This is a genomic window from Nocardiopsis gilva YIM 90087 (genome assembly GCF_002263495.1).
GTDB lineage: Bacteria > Actinomycetota > Actinomycetes > Streptosporangiales > Streptosporangiaceae > Nocardiopsis_C > Nocardiopsis_C gilva.
Genome location: NZ_CP022753.1, coordinates 1,991,827 through 2,015,063, shown reverse-complemented (window position 1 = coordinate 2,015,063; position 23,237 = coordinate 1,991,827). Strand labels below are relative to the sequence as shown.

The 23,237-nt window shown below is 70.0% G+C and carries 17 protein-coding genes; 7 read left to right on the top strand and 10 right to left on the bottom strand.

Annotation, left to right across the window (positions count from 1 at the left end):
* Positions 1 to 39: 39 nt before the first annotated feature.
* Complete coding sequence (locus CDO52_RS09360; RefSeq protein ID WP_083919746.1) at positions 40 to 1,548, bottom strand: alpha/beta fold hydrolase; 1,509 nt, start codon at positions 1,546 to 1,548, stop codon at positions 40 to 42.
* Between the two features lie 421 nt (positions 1,549 to 1,969).
* On the opposite strand from CDO52_RS09360, the gene CDO52_RS09355 reads away from it, so the two are divergent.
* A complete protein-coding gene (locus CDO52_RS09355) occupies positions 1,970 to 2,500 on the top strand; it encodes an Lrp/AsnC family transcriptional regulator (protein WP_051060662.1) in 531 nt (176 codons plus the stop codon).
* Here CDO52_RS09355 and CDO52_RS09350 read toward each other — a convergent pair.
* The 3 genes from CDO52_RS09350 to CDO52_RS09340 all read right to left on the bottom strand — a co-directional run bounded on the left by CDO52_RS09350 (position 2,461) and on the right by CDO52_RS09340 (position 6,883).
* The gene (locus CDO52_RS09350; RefSeq protein ID WP_094932322.1) at positions 2,461 to 4,206 is read right to left on the bottom strand and encodes a flavin monoamine oxidase family protein; all 1,746 of its coding nucleotides are present in this window, start codon (positions 4,204 to 4,206) and stop codon (positions 2,461 to 2,463) included. The two genes, CDO52_RS09355 and CDO52_RS09350, sit on opposite strands and share 40 nt — an antisense overlap.
* 90 nt (positions 4,207 to 4,296) lie before the next feature.
* Complete coding sequence (locus CDO52_RS09345) at positions 4,297 to 5,157, bottom strand: carbon-nitrogen hydrolase family protein (RefSeq protein WP_017617539.1); 861 nt, start codon at positions 5,155 to 5,157, stop codon at positions 4,297 to 4,299.
* Positions 5,158 to 5,395: 238 nt separating this feature from the next.
* Positions 5,396 to 6,883: an amino acid permease gene (locus CDO52_RS09340; protein WP_094932321.1), complete on the bottom strand. Its 1,488-nt coding sequence runs from the start codon at positions 6,881 to 6,883 to the stop codon at positions 5,396 to 5,398.
* A gap of 379 nt (positions 6,884 to 7,262) precedes the next feature.
* Between CDO52_RS09340 and CDO52_RS09335 the strand changes: the two genes are divergently transcribed.
* Both CDO52_RS09335 and CDO52_RS09330 read left to right on the top strand, forming a co-directional pair.
* Entirely contained in the window at positions 7,263 to 7,517 is a 255-nt protein-coding gene (locus CDO52_RS09335; protein WP_026125571.1) for a type II toxin-antitoxin system Phd/YefM family antitoxin, read from the top strand.
* Positions 7,514 to 7,930 carry a type II toxin-antitoxin system VapC family toxin gene (locus CDO52_RS09330; protein ID WP_017617536.1) on the top strand — a complete coding sequence of 139 codons (417 nt, stop codon included), beginning with the start codon at positions 7,514 to 7,516 and terminating at the stop codon, positions 7,928 to 7,930. Before CDO52_RS09335 ends, CDO52_RS09330 begins: the two co-directional genes overlap by 4 nt.
* A gap of 75 nt (positions 7,931 to 8,005) precedes the next feature.
* Here CDO52_RS09330 and ispG read toward each other — a convergent pair whose 3' ends face one another.
* The 3 genes from ispG to dxr all read right to left on the bottom strand — a co-directional run bounded on the left by ispG (position 8,006) and on the right by dxr (position 12,046).
* Positions 8,006 to 9,163 carry a flavodoxin-dependent (E)-4-hydroxy-3-methylbut-2-enyl-diphosphate synthase gene (ispG, locus tag CDO52_RS09325; RefSeq protein ID WP_026125570.1) on the bottom strand — a complete coding sequence of 386 codons (1,158 nt, stop codon included), beginning with the start codon at positions 9,161 to 9,163 and terminating at the stop codon, positions 8,006 to 8,008.
* Positions 9,164 to 9,468: 305 nt separating this feature from the next.
* Positions 9,469 to 10,827 carry a M50 family metallopeptidase gene (locus tag CDO52_RS09320; protein ID WP_017617534.1) on the bottom strand — a complete coding sequence of 453 codons (1,359 nt, stop codon included), beginning with the start codon at positions 10,825 to 10,827 and terminating at the stop codon, positions 9,469 to 9,471.
* A gap of 19 nt (positions 10,828 to 10,846) precedes the next feature.
* A complete protein-coding gene (gene dxr, locus CDO52_RS09315) occupies positions 10,847 to 12,046 on the bottom strand; it encodes a 1-deoxy-D-xylulose-5-phosphate reductoisomerase (protein ID WP_232524489.1) in 1,200 nt (399 codons plus the stop codon).
* A gap of 485 nt (positions 12,047 to 12,531) precedes the next feature.
* Here dxr and CDO52_RS09310 point away from each other — a divergent pair, with 485 nt between their 5' ends.
* Positions 12,532 to 14,133: a CocE/NonD family hydrolase gene (locus CDO52_RS09310; protein ID WP_017617532.1), complete on the top strand. Its 1,602-nt coding sequence runs from the start codon at positions 12,532 to 12,534 to the stop codon at positions 14,131 to 14,133.
* A gap of 131 nt (positions 14,134 to 14,264) precedes the next feature.
* On the top strand, positions 14,265 to 15,251 hold the full coding sequence (locus CDO52_RS09305; RefSeq protein ID WP_026125568.1) for a trypsin-like serine peptidase: 987 nt from the start codon (positions 14,265 to 14,267) through the stop codon (positions 15,249 to 15,251).
* A gap of 97 nt (positions 15,252 to 15,348) precedes the next feature.
* Here CDO52_RS09305 and CDO52_RS09300 read toward each other — a convergent pair whose 3' ends face one another.
* On the bottom strand, positions 15,349 to 16,791 hold the full coding sequence (locus CDO52_RS09300; protein ID WP_033299488.1) for a sodium/glutamate symporter: 1,443 nt from the start codon (positions 16,789 to 16,791) through the stop codon (positions 15,349 to 15,351).
* Positions 16,792 to 17,107: 316 nt separating this feature from the next.
* Positions 17,108 to 18,532: an aldehyde dehydrogenase family protein gene (locus tag CDO52_RS09295; protein ID WP_017617529.1), complete on the bottom strand. Its 1,425-nt coding sequence runs from the start codon at positions 18,530 to 18,532 to the stop codon at positions 17,108 to 17,110.
* Positions 18,533 to 18,923: 391 nt separating this feature from the next.
* On the opposite strand from CDO52_RS09295, the gene dacB reads away from it, so the two are divergent.
* A complete protein-coding gene (gene dacB / locus CDO52_RS09290) occupies positions 18,924 to 20,537 on the top strand; it encodes a D-alanyl-D-alanine carboxypeptidase/D-alanyl-D-alanine endopeptidase (RefSeq protein ID WP_017617528.1) in 1,614 nt (537 codons plus the stop codon).
* Positions 20,538 to 20,758: 221 nt separating this feature from the next.
* On the top strand, positions 20,759 to 22,543 hold the full coding sequence (locus tag CDO52_RS09285) for a hypothetical protein (RefSeq protein ID WP_017617527.1): 1,785 nt from the start codon (positions 20,759 to 20,761) through the stop codon (positions 22,541 to 22,543).
* A gap of 20 nt (positions 22,544 to 22,563) precedes the next feature.
* Here CDO52_RS09285 and ssb read toward each other — a convergent pair whose 3' ends face one another.
* Positions 22,564 to 23,178, bottom strand: a complete 615-nt coding sequence (ssb, locus tag CDO52_RS09280) for a single-stranded DNA-binding protein (RefSeq protein WP_017617526.1) — start codon at positions 23,176 to 23,178, stop codon at positions 22,564 to 22,566.
* Positions 23,179 to 23,237: the final 59 nt, after the last annotated feature.

The following is a 23,237-nucleotide window of genomic DNA, read 5'->3' as shown; positions in this document are numbered from 1 at the left end:
CCTCGCGTTTCCAGACTAATCGACTGGTTACCGACCCGTTCACCGATTGGTGCTCGGAACCGCCGAAATAGACGGGAATGCGGGTCGACGTGGAGAAGCAACGGAATCGCGCCCGAATGCCGCGGGGTCCGATGCGCCGGGAACCGGCGCCGAGCGCGTGTCCGATTCCGCTTCCTTCCCCTTCGACGCCCGGGGCTCCGGCTCGGGCAAGGCGCCGCAGACCTGGTCCACGTCGTCGAACGCGCGGCTGGCCTGCGGCAGCTGCCCGTCGCGCAGGTAGGCGAACAGGGTGTCGTCCACGCACTCGTTGCCGCTGAGCGCGACCCCGTGGGAGCGGCCCCCGTCCTCGATGACCAGCCGGGACGTGGGGAAACGCCGGTGCATCGCGTAGGCGCCGTCCAGTGGCGTGGGACCGTCCTCCGTCGCGTGGATCAGCAGGGCGCTCCTCACCCGCGAGCCGTCGACCTGGAACCACTCGCCCGCCTCGGCCGGCCAGAACGCGCACGACGCATTGTACCAAATGTTGTGCCACCCCAGGAACGGCGCCTCGGCGTGCACCCGGGTGCCGTCGGCGCGCCACGTCGGCCACGACCGGGGCCAGGGCGCGTCGGTGCACTCCGTGGCGAGGTATCCGGCGAAGGCCGGTTCATCCTCCGCGGTCTCCCCCAGCCGGTCGAAGGCCGCGATGAGCCGCTCCGGATCGTCGTCGTTGGCCATGTCGGCCAGGGCGCGCGCCAGCAGCGGCCAGGCCGGGGCGGCGTAGGTCGCCACCATGTAGGTGGACTCCAGCTCCGTGGGGCCGATCCGGTCGTCGGCGGGCTTCTTCCCCAGGGCGGACCGCGTCGCGTAGTACCGGCCGGCCACCTCGGCGGCGGAGTCCCCGAGGCCGTAGGTGGCGTCGTGGCGGGCGATCCAGTCGAAGAACCCGCCCGCGGCGTCGTTCAGCGACCTGCTCTGCTCCAGGTTGCCCCGGTACCAGCCCCGGCCCGGGTGCACGACGCTGTCGAGCACCAGCCGCCGCACCCGCTCGGGGTAGAGCGTCGCGTAGACGGCGCCGAGGTAGGTGCCGTAAGAGTAGCCGAAGTAGTCGACGCGGTCGCGTCCGAGCGCCGCGCGGATGGCGTCGATGTCGTGCGCGCTGTCGGTCGTGCGCATGTGCGCGAGCAGCGCCCCACCGGCTCTGTCGCACGCTCCGGCGTAGGCCTTGGCCCGCTTGACCAGGAGATCCTCGTCCTCGGCGGTGCGGGGGACGGTGTCGGGCCGGGGCGGCGCGAAGAAGTCCGGGTCGCAGGTGAGGGCGGGCTTGCTCGCTCCGGTGCCCCGCGGGTCGAACCCGATGACGTCATAGGTGTCGCGCAGGTCGTCGGGGAGGTTCCGGGCGACGTCGGCGGCGAGGAACCGGCCGCGGCTCCCCGGCCCGCCGGGGTTCACCAGCAGCACGTTGGCGGCCTTCTCGCGCGCGGGGACGCGGGACAGCGCGATCTCGACCACGGCGTCGCTCTCCTCGGCGTCGCGGTCCAGCGGCACCACAAGGCGGGCGCACTGCATCCTGACGCTCACGGGGGCCTTCAGGTCGGTGCACTTCCCCCAGTCCAGCGGGCCGTCGGCGGTGCCGGACGCCGCCGCGGCAGCGCCGGAAACCGTCGGCGCGGCGAGCCCCGTCCCGAGCCGTGCAGCCCCGCTCGGTACCGCCGCGCGCGCCGCTGTGCCGGCGACTGTGTCGGCCGACTCCGCGTGTCCGGGCGCCGGATATGTCACCGACACCGTTGTCGACGCCAGCACCAGCCCGGCCCCGGCCACCGCGAACCTTCGTGCGTTCCCTCGCACCTCGCCCCCGCCTTCCACCCCTCGGTGATCATCAGAATTCTCTCTGTGATCATGCACGATGGGGAGAAACGACACGGTGGCCTGCACCTATGTCCCGGGTCGATACCATCGACTTCCGACCTGCGGGAGCGAGGGAGCCACATTGCGTTTGGATCGCGTCGATGAGCGGATCATCGCCATCCTCGGCGCCGACGCGCGCACCAGTTTCGCCGACATCGGTTCGGCCGTGGGCCTCTCCGCCTCGGCCGTGAAGCGGCGGCTCGACCGGCTGGTGGAGTCCGGCGCGGTGCGCGGGTTCACGGTCATCCTGGAACCGGCCGCCATCGGGTGGACCACCGAGGCGTTCATCGAGGTGTACTGCCGACCGCGCACGTCGCCCGCCGAGATCAGGGCGGGGCTGGCCGGCTACGCCGAGGTGACGTCGGCCTGCACCGTCACCGGTGAGGCCGACGCCATGGTCCAGGTCCGGGCCCGGGACATGCACCACCTGGAGGAGACGATCGAGCGCATCTGCGCCGAGCCGTTCGTCGTCCGCACGAAGAGCACGCTGGTGCTGTCCCGGCTGGTCGACCAGTCGATGCTGAGCGGGTCGGCCGGTGACGCCGCCGACGCGTCGGCCGACCCGTCAGGGGGTCAGTCCTCGGGCAGTTCCACGGGCGCGATGTCGTCGTAGCGGTCGCCCGGCCCCGGGTTGAGGGGGTCGGTGGCGCCGCCTAAGTGGCTCATCACGCCCCACACGGCGTTGAGCGCGGTCTGCACGGCGCCCTCGGCCCACCCGGCGGTCCACGAGATGTCGTCGCCCGCGAGGAACAGGCCGCGGTGCCGATCGTCCAGGCGGTCCTGCTTGAAGTGGGTGAACAGGCGGCGCTGGTAGCGGTAGTGCCCCGGCAGGTTGGCCTTGAACGCGCCCATGAAGTAGGGCTCGTCCTCCCAGGAGACGGTGACCGGGTCGCCGATGATGTGCGACCGGACGTCCACCCCCGGGTAGACCTTGGCCAGCGAGTTGAGCATGACCTCCATGCGCTCGGTGGCCGAGAGCGGGAGCCACTTCAGCGAGTCGTCGCACCAGGTGTAGGAGAGGCAGATCGCGGCGGGGCCGTCGCCCTCGCTCTCCAGCAGGTAGGTGCCGCGGGTCATCCGGTCGGTGAGCGTCATGCTCATGACGTCGCGTCCGGTGGCGGGGTCGATGTCGCGCCAGAACGGGCGGTCGACCGGCACGAACAGCTTGGACGACTCCATGTAGTGGGTGCGCTCGATCGCGGTCCAGTGGTCGATCGGCAGCAGGTCCTCGTCGCACTCGATCTTGCTGAGCAGCATCCAGCTCTGCGCGGTGAAGACCGCGGCCGGGTAGGTGCGGATGGAGCCGGAGGCGTCGGTGACGGTGATGTTCCCCGGCCCCCGCCCGCCCGGCGCGGCGGTGCGGCGCAGCCCGGTCACCGCCGGGCGCGGGCCGCCCTCGTGCAGCGAGGCGAGGCTGGTGCCCTCGGGCCAGTGGACGAGCTTGTCGGGGACGTCCTCCCACAGCCGCAGCGGGAGCTGCTGGCAGCCGCCGACGATGCTGAGGTGGTCGTCGTCGGCGCCGGTGTAGGTGACCCGGAGGATCTCCAGGATCGAGTTGGGGAAGTCGGTGTCCCAGCCGCCGGTGCCGAAGCCGACCTGGCCGAAGATCTCCCGGAAGCGGAAGGAGGAGAAGGCCGGGGAGTCGCAGAGGAAGCCGTAGAAGGTCTGGTTGTCCAGCTTCGCGACGAGCTCGTTCCAGATCTCCTTCATCCGCGCGACGTCGCGGTCGCGGATGGCCTGCTGCATCTCGCTGTGCCGGGAGCCCCGCTCCAGGGTCTCGTTCCAGGCGCGGGCGACCGCGCCGTAGACCTCGGGAAGGTCGTCGGTGGTGCGGGCGTAGTGCGCCTCGCCCTTGAGGTCGACCACGGTGCTGGGGGTGTCGGGGGCCAGCGGGTTGGGGAACGGGGTGGTGCGCAGCCCCATCTTGTCGGCGTAGTGGAAGAACGAGGTCGAGGACGGCGGGAAGCGCATGGCGCCCATCTCCGCCACGACATCCTCGGCTGCGTCCGTCACGCCGGGGAAACGCGCGGTGCGCAGCCGCCCGCCGATCTCGTCGGCCTCGTACACGACGGGCTTGAGGCCCATCTTCATCAGCTCGTAGGCGGTGATGATGCCGGAGAGGCCGCCGCCGATGACCGCGACCTCCGTGCCGTGGTGGTCGGCGGGCACGGAACCGAGTCCGGCCGGGTGGGCCAGGAACTCGTCGTAGGCGAACGGGAAGTCGGGACCGCACATGTTGAGCGGCTTCAGCGGCGACTTCTCCGCGGACCCGGCGGCCGCGTCGGCGCTGGGCACGGCGGTGGGCACGGCAGACGTCATCGAGTGCATCCTCCAGGTGGGCACAGGGGTGTGCGGGGCGGGTGTCGGGTGTGTCGGTGGGGTGGCGCCTCAGCGCGGGCGCACCCCGGGTCAGCCGTCGGTGAGCGAGGCGTAGAGCTCGGGGCGGCGGTCGTCGAGGTAGGGCGCGGCCGCGCGCGCTTCGCGCAGGGCGGCGGGGTCCACGTCGGCGACCAGCAGCTCCTCGTCGGGACCGGCCCGCAGGATCTCGCCGCCGTCCGGGCCGATCAGGCAGCTCAGACCGCAGTAGTCCAGCTCGCCTTCGCGGTCGCAGCGGTTGACGTAGGCGGCAAAGAGGCCGTTCTCCAGCGCGCGGGCGGGGACGATGGTGGTGGCGACGCTGGTGTAGGGCCGCATCAGCGCCGTGGGGACCAGCAGGAGCTCGGTGCCGGCCAGGGCGTGCGCCCGCACCATCTCGGGGAATTCAACGTCGTAGCAGATGAGCAGGCCCAGCCGCAGCCCGTCGAGGGTGGCCTGGACCAGCGGGGTGTCGCCGGGGGCGAACGCGTCGCGGTCGAGGTCGCCGAAGAGGTGGTTCTTGCGGTATCCGGCGAGGGGCGCACCGGAGCCGTCGATGAGGCGGACCGTGTTGTACACGCGCCCGTCCTCGCGCTCGGGGTGCCCGTAGAGGAGGGCGACGCCGGTCGCGGCGGCGATCCGGGCGACCTCCGCGTGCAGAGGGCCGTCGGCCGGTTCGGCCAGGCGGTCGATGTCCGCGCCGATGTTGTAGCCGGTCATCGACATCTCCGGGCCGATCAGCAGCCGCGCTCCGGCCTCGGCCGCCGCGCGGGCGCGCTCGTCCAGGCGCCGCAGGGCGCTCTCGACGTCGCCGCTGGCGCCGGTGCCCTGATCCAGGGCGATGCGCAGCGCTGGTGCCGCGCCGGCCGCATCCGGGCCCGTGCGGGACCCCGTCCGGTCCGAAGCACTGGTCATGCTGTTCCTCCCATCGTCCCGATCGCGGGCGGGCCCGGTTCGCACGGTTCCGCCACCCGTCCACTGTAGACGCAAAGCCTGGTCAGAATATTGCGATCCACATGGATATTCATTGCGATGTTCGACGAAACAACAGCGATTTGTTGATCTCACGCGCGCGTCTTCGACCGAAACGCGAGCGGGGGTGGCGCCACGGTCGGCGCCACCCCCGCGTGTCATGAACGCGTCCCGCGTCGGGCTACGGCTCCCGGACGGCCGGGGCCTCCATGGCCTCGGCCTCCAACTGGGACCTGCGCATGCTGTAGCCGAAGTAGATCGCCAGCCCCACGGCCAGCCACACCCCGAAGGTCAGCCAGGTGGCCAGCCCCATGCTCAGCATCAGGTAGGCGCAGCTCAGGACGCCCAGGACCGGGGTGAGGGGGGAGAACGGCACCCGGAAGTCGCGCTTCAGCTCCGGGCGCGTCCTGCGCAGCTCCAGCACGGCGATGTTGACCAGGGCGAAGGCGAACAGGGTGCCGATGCTGGTGGCGTCGGCCAGGTGCCCGAGCGGCACCAGGGCGGCGAGCACGGCGATGAACACGGTGAGGATGATGGTGTTCCAGCGCGGCGTGCCGTTGGCGTCGACCTTGGAGAAGATCTTCGGGATGAGCCCGTCGCGCGACATCGCGAACAGGATCCGGGTCTGGCCGTAGAGCACGACCAGGACGACACTGGCGATCGCGACGACCGCGCCGATGGCGAAGACGACCGACCAGATGGGCGTGCCCGTCACGTCGGTGAGGATCTGCGCGAGGGTCGCCTCGGTGTCCTCGAAGATGGTCCACGGCACCGCGCCCACGGCGGCGAAGGCCACCAGGCAGTACAGCGCGGTCACGATGATCATCGAGAGCATGATGGCGCGCGGCAGGTCGCGCTGGGGGTTCTTCGCCTCCTCACCGGCGGTGGAGGCGGCGTCGAACCCGATATAGGAGAAGAACAGGGTCGCACCGGCGGCGCTCACGCCCGCCATGCCCAGCGGCATGAAGGGGGCGAAGTTGCCGTCCTGCACCGCGGTCATGGCGATGACCACGAACATGGCCAGCACGCCGAGCTTGATGACGACCATGAGGCCGTTCAGCCAGGCACTCTCGCGGATGCCGACCAGCAGCGCGACCATCGCGAGCACGACCACCACGGCCGCGGGCAGGTTGATGATCCCGCCGTCGGCGCCGGGCGGCTGGGCGAGGGAGTCCGGAAGCGCGACACCGGTCACCAGGTACAGCAGCTGGTTGATGTACTCGCCCCAGCCGACGGCGACGGCGGCCACCGACACGCCATAGGTGAGCATCAGACACCAGCCGCACACCCAGGCGACGAGTTCGCCCATGGTGGCGTAGGTGTAGGAGTAGGCCGAGCCGGAGGCCGGGATCATTCCGGCGAGCTCGGCGTAGGCGAGCGCCGAGAAGAGCGCGGTCACGCCGGCGATGACGAACGCCAGGATGACGGCCGGCCCGGCGACCGGAACCGCCTCTCCGAGCACGACGAAGATGCCGGTGCCCAGGGTGGCGCCGATGCTGATCATCGTCAGCTGCGCCAGGCCCATCGATCGCTTCAGGCTGCCGCCCTGGCCCTGACCGGTCTCATCGACCAGCCGTTCCACCGGCTTGCACCGCTTGATGCGCGCACCGATCCCGGGCGGCGCCGGAGCCACGGCTTGTTTCTGCGCGGTGTCCTCGACCAACTGCATGCTCCTAGGGGGTGAATGTCGGCATGACGTACGGACTGCACGACGACGTACAGACGCACGTGGATGTACGGGGTGTGCGCTACGGCGTGATGGGGATGCCGGGACAGCACGCCACACATGTCCCGATATGCCGGAAACGCACCGTTGCAACGGTACCCGTGTTACCTGGGTAACAGAACCATCATCCTTTGCAGGATGAAGTCGAATACCCCACAAACGTTGCCTATACGCGCAATGAAACATGCACAATTGTGCATGACATCACATTTCCCTGTGGTCTGGGCTTCATGGCGGGCGTCACGCACATCGCCGCACGTCACACACCGAGGGGAAGAGTGCAGTAGAATTCTGTCTAGACAGACTAGACGGAGCGATGTTGATGAGCTGGCAGCTCCAAGAAGCGAAACAGCGCTTCAGCGAGGTCGCCCGCCGGGCGAAGGACGACGGACCACAGATCGTTACCCGGCACGGCGAAGAAGACGTCGTCGTCATGGACGTCACTGAGTACCGGCGCCTCCTTGGCCGCACCAAGGATTTCAAGGAGCTCCTGTTCGATGGCCCTGGCCTGGAGGACCTCGACCTGACACGCCCAGCGGAGCTGCCGAGGGAGATCGACCTCGGTGACGCCTCGTGAGCTATCTCGTCGACACCAACGTGATTTCGGAGCTGCGGAAGTCCGCCCCCGACCCTCGGGCCCAGCTCTGGCGGTCCAGCGTCTCCTCGGAGGAGATCTACACCAGCGTCCTCGTCATAGGAGAGATCCGGCGCGGTATCGAACGCCTGCGACGGCGTGATCCCGCGCAGGCGGACGCGTTCGACCGCTGGCTCGACCAGATCCGCGTCTCCTATTCCGAGCGGGTTCTGCCGATAACCAACGAGATCGCCGAGGAGTGGGCCCGGATGAATGTTCCCGACCCCATGCCGGTGATCGACGGCCTCCTGGCCGCATCCGCAAAGGTGCACGGGCTCACCCTCGTCACCCGGAACACCAAGGACGTCATGCGTCCCGGTGTGAACCTTTTTGACCCCGTCACCTTCGGCACGTAACGCGAACGGGCGGGGAGCGGATCGCTCCCCGCCCGTTCGCGGGAATCTCGGATGGGACTGGGGTCCCGGCGCGCGTCAGTCCGCGACGGCGACGCTGGGCTCGCCCGACTCCGTCCCGGCGTCCTTCATCTCCTCGGCCAGGCGCATGGCCTCCTCGATCAGGGTCTCCACGATCTTGGACTCCGGCACGGTCTTGATGACCTCGCCCTTGACGAAGATCTGGCCCTTGCCGTTACCGGAGGCCACGCCCAGATCGGCGTCGCGCGCCTCGCCCGGCCCGTTGACCACGCAGCCCATCACGGCCACCCGGAGCGGCACGTCCATGCCCTCCAGACCGGCCGTGACCTCCTCGGCCAGCGTGTAGACATCGACCTGGGCCCGGCCGCAGCTCGGGCAGGAGACGATCTCCAGGCCCCGCTCACGCAGGCCCAGCGACTCCAGGATCTGGATGCCGACCTTGACCTCCTCGGCCGGAGGCGAGGACAGCGACACCCGGATGGTGTCGCCGATGCCCTCGGCCAGCAGCGCGCCGAAGGCCACCGAGGACTTGATGGTGCCCTGGAAGGCCGGGCCGGCCTCGGTGACGCCCAGGTGGAGCGGGTAGTCGCAGGCCTCGGCGAGCTGGCGGTAGGCGTTGATCATCACGACCGGGTCGTTGTGCTTGACCGAGATCTTGATGTCGCGGAAGCCGTGCTCCTCGAACAGCGAGCACTCCCACAGCGCCGACTCCACCAGTGCCTCGGGCGTGGCCTTGCCGTACTTGGCCAGCAGCCGCTTGTCCAGCGACCCGGCGTTGACGCCGATGCGGATGGGCACCCCGGCGTCACTGGCGGCCTTGGCGATCTCGCCGACCTTGTCGTCGAACTTCTTGATGTTGCCCGGGTTGACCCGCACCGCCGCGCAGCCCGCGTCGATCGCGGCGAAGACGTACTTGGGCTGGAAGTGGATGTCGGCGATCACCGGGATCTGCGACTTCTTGGCGATGATCGGCAGCGCCTCGGCGTCATCAGCGGTGGGCACCGCCACCCGCACGATCTGGCAGCCGGTGGCCGTGAGCTCGGCGATCTGCTGCAGCGTGGAGTTGATGTCCGCGGTCACCGCTGTCGTCATCGACTGCACCGACACCGGGGCGTCGCCCCCGACGGGCACATTCCCGACCATGATCTGCCGCGATTGGCGCCGCGTCGCGAGCGGGCGCACGGGCGCGGAAGGCATTCCAAGATCGATGGTCACGCAGTCTCACTCCTCGACCACCGGAGTCGGCCGGCGGCGTCGCACTTGAAGTCATGAGTACCAATTGGGCACCTGGGCGCACTGTGGTGCGGAGGGGCACCGCAGTCTCCAAAGGCACCGGCGCACCAACTGGCACGCGCACGGCGCCCCGCGACCGGAACGCGGGAGGGACACTCGCGGATTCCGTCCGCCTCTGCCAGGTTACCGGCCCTACGCGGGCGCGTGCGCCTGATGTGCGGGAACAGGAGGTGACGAAACGCAGGTCCGATGCGTGCCGCAATCCCGTCCCCCGTTGCCGCTCCGCGTCACTGCACCAGGCGTACCGGGTTGACCACGTCGGCGACGAGCAGCATCAGGCTGAACGCGACGAAGCACGCCACCACGATGTAGGCGACCGGCATGAGCTGGGCGACGTCGAACGGGCCGGGGTCGGGGCGGCGGAAGAGCCGCGCCACGTTGCGGCGCAGCGACTCCCACAGCGCCCCCACGATGTGCCCGCCGTCCAGCGGCAGGATCGGCAGCATGTTGAAGGCGAACAGGAACAGGTTGACCCCGGCCAGCATGTTCAGCAGGAACGCCCCCCGGTCCACGATCGGGATCGGCTGGGAGAGGATCTCGCCGCCGATCCGCGAGGCGCCCACGATGCCCACCGGGGAGTCCACCGTGCGCTTCTCGCCGAGGAAGGCCGCGCCGAACACGTCGTCGACCTTGGACGGCAGCGAGATCAGCGCGTTGCCGACGCCGACCACCATGTCGCCCATGAAGGCGGCGCTGTCGCCCAGCCCCATCGCCTGGCGCTCGGAGGAGAAGGTGATCCCGAGGAACCCGGCGGTCTGCAGGGCGGGGACGTTGTAGCCCATGTCGTCCTTGAGCCGGTCGCCGTCCGCGTCGGTCTTGTAGATGATCTCGCCGTCGGCGTCGCGCGCGATGACCTGGTTCTCGATCAGGTCCGGGGTGAGCGTCACGGTCGCGCCGTCGCGCCGCACCTCGATGTCGGTCGGGCCGATGGAGTCGCGGATCGCCAGGTTGGCCGCCTCCCAGGTGGGGGTGGGCGTGTCGCCGACCTTGACGATCTCGTCGCCGGCCTCGAATCCGGCCGCGGCGGCCGGGCTCGGCGGCGCGTCCTTCGGGCACTCCGCCGACTGCGCGTCGGCCGGGACGACGCACTCGCTGACGGACCCGATGGTGGTGGTGGGCTGCATGACGCCGATGCCCATGAGCACGATCGAGAACAGGATGACCGCGAGGACGAGGTTCATCGCCGGACCGCCCACCATCACGATGAGCCGCTTCCACGGCGCGCGCTGGTAGAACTGGCGGTCCTCGTCGCCCGGTTCGATCTCGACGTTGCTCGCCTCGCGGGCGTCCTCGATCATCGCCCGCCACCGCGACATCGGCTTGCCGGAGGCGTCGCCCTTCTTGGCGGCCGGTGGGATCATCCCCACCATCCGCACATAGCCGCCGAGCGGGACCAGCTTCACGCCGTACTCGGTGTCGCCCACCTTCCTCGACCACAGGGTCTTGCCGAAGCCGACCATGTACTGGGTGCACCGGATGCCGAACATCTTCGCGGTGCCGAGGTGCCCGAGCTCGTGCCAGGCGATGGAGAACAGGAGCCCGAGGAAGAACAGGATGATCCCGAGCGTGGTCAGAAGCGTGACCATAGACCTTCCGTGCCTCTCGTCATGCGGAGCGGGAGATCAGTTCCCGGGCCCGCTCGCGGGCCCACGCGTCGGCCGCGTAGACGTCGGCCAATGCGAGAGCGGAACTGGTGTCCGGCTGCTGATGCTCTGAGACTACCTGGGCGATGGTGTCCACGATCGCGGGAAATGCCAGCCTTCCGGCAAGAAACGCGTCCACGGCCTCCTCGTTGGCCGCGTTGTAGACGGCGGGGGCGGTCCCTCCGGCCGCGCCGACCTCGCAGGCCAGGTCGACCGACGGGAAGGCGTCGCCGTCCAGCGGCTCGAAGGTCCAGGTGTGCGCCCGCGTCCAGTCGATGGCCGGAGCAACGGCGTCGACCCGGTGCGGCCAGCCGATGCCGTAGGCGATCGGGATGCACATGCTGGGCGGGCTTGCCTGGGCGAGGGTGGAGCCGTCGGTGTACTCGACCATGGAGTGGATCACCGACTGCGGGTGCACCACGACCTCGATCCGGTCGAGGGGGACGTCGAAGAGCAGGTGGGCCTCGATGACCTCCAGCCCCTTGTTGACGAGGGTCGCCGAGTTCACCGTGATGACCGGGCCCATGCTCCAGGTGGGGTGGTTCAGCGCCTGCCCACGGGTGACCCCGCTGAGCTCGGCGCGCGTACGACCGCGGAACGGTCCGCCGCTGGCCGTGATCACCAGCTTGCGCACCTCGGCCGTCGGGGCGTGCACCTGGCCCATGGCCAGGCTGGTCAGGTCGTCGCCCAGCGCGCGCGGGAAGCACTGGGCGAGCGCGAAGTGCTCGGAGTCCACGGGCACGATCTGGCCGGGTTGGGCCACGGCGCGGACCAGCGGGCCGCCGATGATCAGCGACTCCTTGTTGGCGAGCGCCAGCAGCCGCCCGGCGCGCAGCGCGGCCAGTGTGGACTCCAGGCCGAGCGCGCCGGTGATGCCGTTCAGTACGACGTCGCACTGCCAGGAGGCGAGTTCGGCGACGCCCTCGGCCCCCGCCAGGACCTTGGCCGGATGGCCGCGCTCGCGGAGGCGTCGGCCCAGGTCGGCCGCTGCGTCGGGATCGGCCACAGCCACGACCTCTACGCCGAGCGCACACGCCTGGTCGACGAGCAGGTCGAGGCGGCCGCCGCCGGCGGCCAGCCCGACGACCCGGAAGCGGTCGGGGTTGCGGGTGACGACGTCGATGGCCTGGGTGCCGATCGATCCGGTGGACCCGAGAATGATCACCTCCCGCCGCTGTTCGGAGGAGATGTCCTGGCCGAGAAGATGTTCCGCGATTCGCACGGTCCCATTCTCGCGCACCCGCGGGGCCAGGCCGTATGCGCTGTCGCAGCAGCCCCGGCCACGCTCCGGAAAGCGGAAGACACGCAGGAACGCCACGCCCTTTACAAAACCGGCCGCCGTGTCTTAATTTAACTTCGACGTAAGTTACCTCACAGTCAACTACGCAGGCGTCACCTACCGTGCGGTCGGCCATGGCGCCGACCTCCGTCCCAATTCCGACCCCGAGCAGCACGACCGGCAACCACCCAGCACCACGGTCGACCCCAGCACCGTCGACGTGGGATCCGCAGCGGGCGCCCGGCGCCCGGGCCACGACCGTCGGCGACCACGCCCGGCCACGGCCACCCGACGTCACGCGGGCCGATTCGGCCGACGCCGCGCCCGCGCCCCCCGCTCACTCCCGCACGTTCTTCCCGAGGTCTCCCATGAAAAGGTTCTGGACGGCTCTGTCCGCTACGCTCATTTCGTTACTCGCCGTAGTCGCTTTCGCACCGCCCGCCACCGCCGCCGTCGGCTCCACCGTCGAGTACCGGACCATCCCCGGCCATGGCGGGATCGACATCAAGGCCATGGTGATCACGCCGACGAACACCGACGGCCCCTACCCGCTGCTGGTCATGCCATCGGCCTGGTCGACCAACAACCTGCTCTACGTGGGTGCGGGCCAGAAGCTCGCGCGGGAGTCCGGGTACCAGGTCATCAGCTACACCTCGCGCGGCTTCTGGGACTCCGGCGGCGAGATCGAGGTCGCCGGGCCGGAGGACATCGCCGACGCCCGCAAGGTGATCGACTGGGGGCTGGAGAACACCGACGCCGACCCCGAGCGCATCGGCATGGCCGGGATCTCCTACGGCTCGGGCATCAGCATGCTGACCGCGGCCGTCGACGACCGGGTGAAGGCCGTCGGGGCGATGAGCGGCTGGACCGATCTCGCGGAGTCGCTCTACCCGAACGAGACGATCAGCTTCCAGACGGCCGAGGCCCTGCTCACCCTGGGCAAGGTCACCGGTCGTCCAGGCGAGGCGCTGCAGGAGATGGAACGCGAGTACCGCAAGGGCAACATCCAGCCGGCACTCGAACTCGCGAAGTCCAGGTCGGTCCTGGCCAAGGCGGACGAGCTGAACGCCAACGGGACGGCGGTCATGATCGCCCACGCCTGGAACGACGGGATCTTCCCGCCCAAACAGCAGACCGACCTCTACACGCGGCTGACCGGCCCGAAGCGGATGATGCTGTCCCCCGGCGACCACGCCACGCCGGAGGCCTTCGGCGCGGCCGGGCTCCCCAATGACATCTGGGAGTCGCTCACCCGCTGGATGGACCACTACCTCAAGGGCGTCGACAACGGGATCGACACGGAGAATCCGGTGCAGCTCAAGCCGAACAACGGCCGCGGCCCGTGGACCGGGTACCCCGACTGGGAGTCCGCGTCGACCGACCACACAACGCTGCACCTCGGCAAGCCCAGCGGCTCCTGGACGAACTGGCAGGCCACCGGCGGGTTGGAGCCCGAACCGGAGACCGGCTGGACCTACGGCATCCGGGCCGGGATCGACACCACGGCGCACAGCGGCACCCTGATCGTCGCCGGAGCGCTGCAGCAGTTCGCCGACATCCCGACCGGCGTGCTGCTGCCGACCGTGGACCGCGCCCGGGCGGGCGTGTGGACCGGCCCCGCCTACCCCGACGGCGTGCGTGTCAGCGGCACGCCCAACGCCCGCTTCACGGTGACGCCGACCGCCCGGGAGCAGTCGCTGTACGTCTACCTGTACGCGATCAACCGGCACGGCACCGGCGCGCTGCTCACGCACAAGCCCTACACCCTGCGCGACGCCGATCCGGGCACGCCGGTGACGGTCGACGTCGATCTGGAGCCCGTGGTGTGGGACGTGCCGGCCGGCGACCGGCTGGCGCTCGTCATCGACACCGTGGACCTGCGCTACGTGAACGAGAGCCGGATCGGACAGCGGGTGGTGTTCAGCTCGCCCGAGGACGCCCCGTCGACCCTGACGGTGCCGACCGCCTGACCCGGTCCGACACGCCGAACGACGCGAACGGGCGCCCCGTCTCAGCGCGGGGCGCCCGTTTTTCCCATGACGCACGTCGCCCAAACCCAAAGTAGGGGTGCGATAACCGTGTGTATGGCATGCTCGTGATCATGACTTCGCCCCTCGTTCCCAGGGTTCTCGGGCCTCTCGTGGCACTCAGCCTCGTGCTGGCCGGTGCCCCCTCCGCCACCGCCGCCCCCGTCGATGTCGCGCCCTCGGCGCGCCCCCCGAGTGACAGCACCGTCCGCCAGTCCGCGGCGCACGGGCCGGCCGAACAGGCGGACGTGCTCGCCTACTGGAGCCGCGAGCGCATGGACGCGGCGGTACCGCTGGGCCGGGTCGTCGACGGCGTGGTCGCCGGCCTCCCCCTGCTGCCCCTCGGCCCGGCCGCACGCTCCCGGGCGGCGGCACCGCGCTCCAACAGCACCGGGGAGCGCTGGACGCACGGCGGCCAGGTCGCCCGGACCACCGGCAAGGTCTACCTGACGATCGACGGGCGGGACTTCACGTGCAGCGCCTCGGTGGTGCGCGCGAAGAACCGGGACACCGTGTTCACCGCGGGGCACTGCCTGAAGGACGGCACCGGGTCCTGGGCGCGGAACTGGACGTTCGTGCCCGCCTACGCGGACGGACACCAGCCCTACGGCCGCTTCACCGCCCGCGAGCTGCTGGTGCCCTCGAAGTGGGCCAAGAAGGCCGATGAGAGCTTCGACTTCGGGGCGGCGGTGCTCAACTCCGCGGGTGGCGCCCACGTCCAGGACCGGACCGGCGCGCAGCGGGTCGCCTTCGGCCGCCGGCCGCAGCAGAGCTACGCGTTCGGGTATCCGTCCACCCCGCCCTACCGGGGCGACCATCTCCACTACTGCTCCGGCGACACCCGTGCCGACCGGGGCGGGACGACCGCGAACGGGATGCGCTGCGTGATGACGCAGGGGTCCAGCGGCGGGCCGTGGCTGGCCGACTTCGACCCCGCGACCGGCATCGGCACTCTGGTCTCCGTCATCAGCTTCAAGTACGTCACCGACCCGAGTACCCAGTACGGGCCGCGGCTGGGCGCGGAGGCCCGGCGCCTCTACCGCAGGGCCCGCACCCTGTAAGCACGCCTGCTCCGTTGATCTCGGAGATATCGGGGTCTCAGAGCCGATTTTTACCCCAATATCCCCGAGATCAACGGAGCAAGGACGGGCGGGGTGTCTACTCGGTGCTGGCCGCCGGTTCCGACGCCGCCGACGCGCCGCGTTTGCGGCCGAAGACCAGCAGGCCGACCGCCACGGAGAAGGCGAGCACCACGGCCATGACGACGAGCAGCGGCAGGGGGCCGAACGCCACGATCAGGGGGATCGCCGCCGCGGTCACCAGGCCGCCACCGAAGAACGGCTCGAGCACCAGCTGCTTGTACCCGAACGCCGGGTAGGCGGGGGTGCGCAGCTCGGGGTCGGCGATGCGCATCAGGATCAGCCCGGTGGCGGTGACACCCATGGACTGGCCGAAGTCGCCGATACCGCGCTCGAACCAGTAGTCGGGCAGCATCCGCGGGGCCAGCAGCAGGAACGCGCCGACCGACCAGGCCAGACCGCACACCGCCAGCAGCAGGAAGGGCATGAAGTTCGCGGCCAGGACCTGGAGGGAGAGGGTCCCCAGGGCGGAGATGATCAGCATGTCCAGGGAGAAGCCCTGGATCCGCTCGATCATCAGCTGGTCGACGACCTGGTGCCGGTCGAACCGGTCGATGACGGTCTGGACGATGATGCCGCCGATCATCGCGATCGGGAACAGCGGCACGTACTTGAACAGCTCGATCGTGTCGGCCCAGAAGATCTGCTCGACCCACTGCATGCCCGACAGGATGAGCTGGCCGATGATCACCGCGATGGCCAGCAGGCCGAAGTGCATGGCCAGCGGCTCGATCGACGAGGGGTGGACGGTCAGCGTGGCGGCCGAGCGGCGGTTCTCGCGCTCCACGATGCCCATCTGCTCGGAGACCGAGGGGGTGGCACTCGCCTTCAGCTCGGCGGTCTTGCCGCGGCGCACCCCCCAGTTGATCAGGACGATGCCGAGGATGATGCCGGACAGCAGCCCCACGGTGGCCATGCCCAGCGCGAGGTCCTGGCCCTCCGGGAAGCCGAACTCGGTGAAGGTGTCGCCCAGGCCGCCCGCGGTGCCGTGGCCGCCCTCGAACCCGATCTCGATCAGCGCGCCCGTCAGCGGTGGCAGGCCGAACACCGGTACGAGCACGAGCAGCGCGAGCAGCAGGCCGATCACGTACTGGCCGCTGGCCAGGGTGAGACCGAACATGAGCTGCGGCCCGGCCATGCGCCCGGCCTCGCGGACGTTGGGGATGCGGTGGCCGAGGAAGAGCCCGGCGAACACCACCGAGATGAGCATTCCGGGCAGCGTGGACCAGACCTCGCGGATGTCCGCGGTGAAGATGCCGGCGTCGGCGAAGCGGTCGGTGCCGAGCCACGAGGCGATGGCGCCCAGGACGTCCGGGCCGAGGATCAGGGCGATGGCGCCGCCGATGATCGAACTCGGAATGAACAGCCTCTGCGCGAGCCGCCATTTCACCCGGACGAGCTTTGCGACCAGGAGCAGCACTCCGAGCAGGAGGAGCGCGAGGCCGATGGTGTCGGGGGACATCATTGTCCTTTCCACGTGGGAGTGCTTACGGAGTGTGTCCACGTCACCGCGCCCGGATGACGTCGCTTCCACTTCGCTGTGAGCCACACCGCAGGTGACAGCGCCGCAATGCTATGCCCCGCAAAGGACTCGCAAGTACGACCGAAACGGCGGCCTTGACCTCCGCGTCGCCCGCTACCGCCCCCGCCCCAACAGCGGGCGGCGGTGTGTCGAAGTCGCGACTTCGACACACCGCCGCCCAGGGAGCTCAGGGGGCACCGCGGCGCCCCCTGCAAGTTACCCGCTGGTCACCACCACGACGAACATGTGACGCCCGTCACAGGTCCACGCCGGTCATCACCATGACGCGCTCGTAGGTGAGGTCGTCCATCGCCGGGCGGACGCCCTCCTTGCCGACCCCCGACTTCTTCACTCCGCCGTAGGGCATCTGATCGGCCCGGAAGGTCGGCACATCGCCGATGATCACACCGCCCACCTCCAGCTCGCGATGGGCCCGGAACGCCACCTGCAGGTCGCGGGTGAACACGCCGGTCTGGAGACCGAAATCACCGCTGTTCACCTCGGCGAACGCCTGGTCGACGTCGCTGACCCGGCTCACCACCAGAACGGGGCCGAACACCTCCTCGCGCACCACCTTGGCGTTGGCCGGCGCGTCCGCCAGGACGGCGGGGGCCAGCGTGACGCCGTCGCGCTTCCCACCGGTGAGCAGTAGGGCGCCCTCCTTCACGGCCTCCTCGACCCATGCGGCGACGCGGACCGCCGCCTCCTCGTTGATCATCGGGCCGACCTCGGTGGCCGGGTCGCGCGGGTCGCCGGTCGGCAGCTCCTCGACGCGCCGCACCAGCTGGTCGACGAACTCGTCGTAGACCGCGTCCTCGACGATGACGCGCTGCACGCCGATGCAGACCTGGCCGGCCTGGTTGTTGCCGAACAGCGCGATGCGCCGGGCCGCCCAGTCGAGGTCGGCGTCGGCGAGCACGACGGCCGCGGCGTTGCCGCCCAGCTCCAGGGTGATGTGCTTGTGCGGGGCCGTGCGCTGCAGTTCCCAGCCGAACTGGCCGCCGGTGAAGGAGATGACGGGCAGCCGCGGGTCGGTGATGAGCGCGGCGGCACGCTCGTTGGGCATCGGCAGCACGGAGACCATGCCGCGCGGCAGGTCGGTCTCGGCCAGGATCTCACCGAGGACCAGGGCGGTCATGGGGGTGGCGGGGGCCGGCTTCAGGATGATCGGGGCGCCGACGGCGATGGCCGGGGCCACTTTGTGGGCGACCAGATTGAGCGGGAAGTTGAACGGCGCGATACCCAGCACCGGGCCCTTGGGCACGCGGCGGATCATCGCGATGCGGCCGGTACCCCCGGCGTCGGTGTCGAGTCGCTGCAGCTCTCCGCTGTCGCGGCGGGCCTCCTCAGCGGCCAGGCGGAAGACCGAAACGGCGCGGCCGACCTCGCCCCGTGCCCACTTCACGGGCTTGCCGCTCTCGGCGGTGATGATGTCGGCGATCTCCTCGGTGCGCTCTGCGAGCCGCCGGGAGACGTGCATGAGGGCTTCGGCGCGGACATAGGCGGGCAGCGCCGCGGCCTGTGCGGACACGCTGTCCGCTGCGGCCACGGCCTGCTCGATCTGGGCGGTGGACGGCACCGCCACGGTTCCCGTGACCTTCCCCGTGTAGGGGTCGGTCACCGTGATCTCATCGTCGCCGGTAGCAGCAGCCCCGGCCAGCCAGAACGGACGCGTAGACATACCGGTGACGCTAGTCCTCCGGGCAGCGCACCCTCTTGTCCATCACGGAGCGCCACAGCGGTCTTCCTTGGCCCCTTCGTACAACACTCTCCGACGCATCGACCGCGGATGGACCGCGCCACCGCGTCTCCCCCGAATGGACAACGTGCGGAATTTCGGCCCTGACCAAAACTCGCCCGGGAAAATTCGACATCTCGGCAAGGACCCCGGAAAACTGATCACACGCGCCCACGGTTCCCCTATAACGGCGGCCGCCACGTGTAAATTGCGAATCCGAAACGCGTGAGCAGCGCCGCCGAGATGTGTCCCGCTTATCTCGCACGGAACGGCGGCGACGCTCACCGACCCACATATCCATCAACCACGCACAGTTGAATAGGAAGGCCGTCAGATGCCGGTCAGCCGGGTCATCCCCCACGCCCAGACCCTCCTGTTCGCGATCACCACCAGCGCGGCGCTGGTCGTCTCCACCGCCGTCCCCGCCGCCGCGGACGACTCCGATCCCATTGCCGACCTCCGCGAGGACATCGACGAGATCCTGGACGACCCCTCCCTTGAGGGCGCGACCTCGGGCGTCGTCGTGCGCAGCCTGGACGAGGGCGACACCCTCTACACCCGGAACGCCACCACCCGCCTCCTCCCGGCCTCCAACATGAAGCTGCTGACCTCAGCGGCCGCGATGGACGTCCTGGGCCCCGACTACACCTTCCGCACCACCGTGTCCGCCGACGAGGACCCCTCCGACGGGGTGGTCGACGGCGACCTCTACATTGTGGGCACCGGCGATCCCAGCCTCAGCGTCGACGCCTTCTCCGACCTCGCCGAAGAGGTCGCCGACAGCGGCGTCACCGAGGTGACCGGAGACCTGCTGGCCGACGACACCTGGTTCGACGACACGCGCCTCCACCCCGACTGGGAAGAGGGCGACGAACCGTACTACTACGCCGCCCAGATCTCCGCGCTGACCGTCGCCGCCAACGAGGACCTCGACACCGGGGTCGTCAACGTCACCGCCACCCCCGGCTATCGGGTCGGCGCCCCCGTCAACGTGGCGCTGGAGCCGATGACCGACAACCTCTCGCTCACCAACGAGTCGAGTACCGGCACGCCCGACAGTGCCCGCACCCTGGACGTGCGCCGGAAGTCCGGCGGAAACGCCTTCACCGCCACCGGCGGCCTGCCCCTCGGCGGCGCCCCCTACAGCACGCTGCGCACCGTGCACGAGCCCACCGACCACGCCGCCCACGTCTTCGCCGACGCCCTGGCCGAGGAGGGCGTCAAGGTGCACGGCGAGGTCGGCCGAGGGACCACGCCCGCCGACGCCGACGAGCTCGCCGTCCGCCACTCCGATGAGCTGAGCGACCTGCTCATCCCGTTCATGAAGCTCTCCAACAACGGGCACGCCGAGATCCTGATCAAGGCGATGGGACGGGAGACGCTCGGCAAGGGCACCTGGCAGGCCGGACTCGTCCAGGTGAAGCCGGCCCTGGACCGCATGGGCGCCGAGGTCAAGGGCGTGCGCCAGGCCGACGGCTCGGGCCTGTCGCGCGGCAACCTGCTCCGTGCCGACGTCGTCCTCAGCCTCCTCGACGCCGTGCGCGACGAGCCCTGGTACGGCGCCTGGCTCACCTCGCTGCCCGTCGCGGGCGAGCAGGACCGAATGGTCGGCGGCACGCTGCGCAACCGGATGGTCGGTACCCCCGCCGAGGGCAACGTGCGGGCCAAGACCGGAACGCTGACCGGCGTCAGCGCCCTGTCGGGCTACGTGACCGGGACCGACGGCGAAGAGATGGTCTTCTCCATCATCAACAACGGGCACAAGGGGTCGGCGCCGCGCGACGTCCAGGACGCGATCGCCGTGCGTCTGGCCGAGTTCTCCCGCACCGCCTCCACCCGCGTGGACGTCCTCCCGCCGCGGCACGGCACGCCGCGCGCCCAGGACACACCGGACGCCCCAGGCCGCAGCACCGGCGACCTGGAGTGCACGTGGGCCGAGGCCTGCTGAGTCCTTCGGCCGACGATCAACCTGGCGACAATCGACACGACAGCGCGTCGCACTTCCGTAACGAGGGGCACTCCGGCCTCATTCGACGATTCCGCGGCTGGATTGGCAAAGCATCACCCATTAGGCCACAGTTGTCTGTGAGGGCCCATCCAGGAATGCCTATGCCGCAGGCCAGAAGGTTCCAGAGCCCTCCGGAACCGGCCACCGACGGGAGATCAGGAGTGTCCCTCGTTTACCGCAGTATCGTCACGGTCCCGCAGGATCACGACGTCATCGCCACGACCTCGGCCGTTCTGTCGGAGTGGCTGAGCAAGCGCGGAACAGCGGGTGCGCGGGTCGACTTCACCCGGTCGGGCGCCTATGAGCTGAGTAAGAGGTCGCGGGCGATGGTGCTGCGGCACGAGAACCGCGACGAGGACATCACCTTCCTGCGCCTCACCACCGAATCGGACAAACCCGACGGCGTATGGCGCACCACGGTGACCGCGGTCCACGACCCGCAGCGTCTGGACCACCGCTACATCTGGATCGACATGACGGTCGACCCGCGCCCGGGGATCTCCGGCAGCGAACGCCTCGACATCGCCCCGCCCGACGCGGTGCGGATGCTGCTCGACGAGGTCCCCGGATTCGACGGCGGCCACCCGCTCCCCGCCGTGCCGCACATCGTGCGCGGCAAGGACGACCGGGCCGTCCAGGAGCTGCTCGACTCGATCAACGACCCCGCGCGCCGGTTGGCCATCGTCATCAGCGGCACGCCGGAGGACATGACCGTCGCCGGCTGGTGCGAGACCATGGGCAGCGTCCTGGCCCGATCGACCGGGATGTGCGCGGGCTACATCCTCGACGCCGCCGCGCACGAGGCGGTCGGCCGGATCCTGCCCCGGGGCTTCGACGTTCCTCCCGGCGGGGTACGCACCTTCCTCCCCCGTGTGGATCTCAACGATCCCTCCGATTCGCTCCGACATCCCAGGATGAGCGCGCAGACCCTGGACACCGCCCGCGACGGCGACCGGGTGCGCGCCTGGGTGAGCCTGGCACTCGCCCGCTCGGTCCGCGACAACGCCCTGGAATTCCCCCTTCCTCCCGCACTGCACGACATCGACGCGCTGCTCAACGAGGAGGAGATCGACGCCTTCATCCACGACGCCGAGGACGATCCCACCGTTCCGTCCCGGCCCTCCCCCGTCGCCGCGAGCAGTGACCAGCAGGCCAACGAGTTCATCGACATGCTCCGGGCGCGGTTGGCCGACAAGTCACACGAGGCCAACCGGCTGAGTGCCGAGGCCAAGCGGCTCGGTACGCGACTGACCGAGCAGATCAAGGAGAACGAGCGGCTCACCGCGGAACTGACCGAGCTCACCGAGGAGAGCGACGCCGACCGCGAGGCCCTGCACGCCGCCCGGCACGAGATCGCCTGGCTGCGCCGCCGTCTCCGCGAGGAAGGCCTGTACCGCCTGGCGGGCGAGGCCGCACCCCCCGACCCCCGGCGGCGCCCGCCGCACAAGGTGGAGGACCTGCTGGAGCGGATCACCGACGGCTCCAACTTCCCGCACCTCTACTTCACCATCGAGGACCGCGACACCGTCCGCGAGCTCACGGGCAGCCGCAAGGAGAACCTCTGGGTCGCCCGCGCCTGGGAGGCCCTGCTCGCCCTGGACGACTACGCGCGCTTCAAACTGGAGCACCCGACCAGCGGCCTCAACTTCCACGGCTACCTGCGCGAGCCGCCGGACGGCTACCGCGCCATCCCCGTCCGGCGGCTGGCCTCGCGGGAGAGCGACCACGTGCGCAACCGCGAGAAGCTCAGCGAGAAACGGGTCTTCAAGGTGCCCACCGAGGTCGACCCGAGCGGTGAGGTGCCCATGTTCGCCCACATCAAGCTCGACACGGAGTACGGCATCTGTCCGCGGCTGTACTTCTACCCGCACCTCGGCCCCCAGACCACCAACCGCATCTACATCGGATACCTCGGCCGCCACCTCCCCGTCCAGCGGACCAACTGACCTCCAGGACGCGACAGCCGTCAGAACGGCGGATCGCCCTCCTCTGCCCCTCCACCCCCCGGCGCGGCCACCGCCGGCCACGGCGACCACAGTCGGGTCGACGGGGACAACGGCACCGGCGAGGCCGGTGCGACGGGCGAAGAATCCCCGGTCCGCGGAAGCGGCACCGACGCCTTGCGCCCGTCCTCCCCACTCTCGCTCCCCGCCCCTCGCTCCCCCTCCCCCTCCTCGCCCTTCGTCTCGGGTCTCGCCCCCGAGCGCACCGCGTCCGCCCATCCATGGCGGGTGACCCTCGCGATCGTCCACCGCAACGTCGGTGCGAGGTCGTGCACCCGCAGGTCCACGATGGTCCGCGCCCGCCCGTCGGTACTGGTGTAGGTCCGCTGCCGCAACTCTCCGACGACGACCACCCGGGTGCCCCGGCTCACGCTCGTGGCGATGTTCTCGGCGTACATCCGCCAGGCGGAACAGGACAGGAACACGGGGTCGCCATCACCCCACTCTCCGGTGGTGCGGTCGAATACGCGCGGTGTGGTGACGACCGTGAAGCGGCACAGCGCCGTGCCGTCCTCCAGAAACCTCACCTCCGGATCACGGACGAGGCGACCGACCACGGTGACGACGGTCTCGTTCATCAGGCATCCCCCAGGCAGCGGAACAGTGGCGCGCCGACCGGTGGCCCGGCGCACCACCA

Bases quoted from the DNA above. Each gene is read 5' to 3' on its own strand.
- CDO52_RS09360 (WP_083919746.1), bottom strand. From the start codon at position 1,548: ATGCAGTGCGCCCGCCTTGTGGTGCCGCTGGACCGCGACGCCGAGGAG.
- CDO52_RS09350 (WP_094932322.1), bottom strand. From the start codon at position 4,206: ATGACGTCTGCCGTGCCCACCGCCGTGCCCAGCGCCGACGCGGCCGCC.
- CDO52_RS09345 (WP_017617539.1), bottom strand. From the start codon at position 5,157: ATGACCAGTGCTTCGGACCGGACGGGGTCCCGCACGGGCCCGGATGCG.
- CDO52_RS09340 (WP_094932321.1), bottom strand. From the start codon at position 6,883: ATGCAGTTGGTCGAGGACACCGCGCAGAAACAAGCCGTGGCTCCGGCG.
- CDO52_RS09335 (WP_026125571.1), top strand. From the start codon at position 7,263: ATGAGCTGGCAGCTCCAAGAAGCGAAACAGCGCTTCAGCGAGGTCGCC.
- CDO52_RS09320 (WP_017617534.1), bottom strand. From the start codon at position 10,827: ATGGTCACGCTTCTGACCACGCTCGGGATCATCCTGTTCTTCCTCGGG.
- CDO52_RS09310 (WP_017617532.1), top strand. From the start codon at position 12,532: ATGAAAAGGTTCTGGACGGCTCTGTCCGCTACGCTCATTTCGTTACTC.
- CDO52_RS09305 (WP_026125568.1), top strand. From the start codon at position 14,265: ATGACTTCGCCCCTCGTTCCCAGGGTTCTCGGGCCTCTCGTGGCACTC.
- CDO52_RS09300 (WP_033299488.1), bottom strand. From the start codon at position 16,791: ATGTCCCCCGACACCATCGGCCTCGCGCTCCTCCTGCTCGGAGTGCTG.
- CDO52_RS09295 (WP_017617529.1), bottom strand. From the start codon at position 18,532: ATGTCTACGCGTCCGTTCTGGCTGGCCGGGGCTGCTGCTACCGGCGAC.
- dacB (WP_017617528.1), top strand. From the start codon at position 18,924: ATGCCGGTCAGCCGGGTCATCCCCCACGCCCAGACCCTCCTGTTCGCG.
- ssb (WP_017617526.1), bottom strand. From the start codon at position 23,178: ATGAACGAGACCGTCGTCACCGTGGTCGGTCGCCTCGTCCGTGATCCG.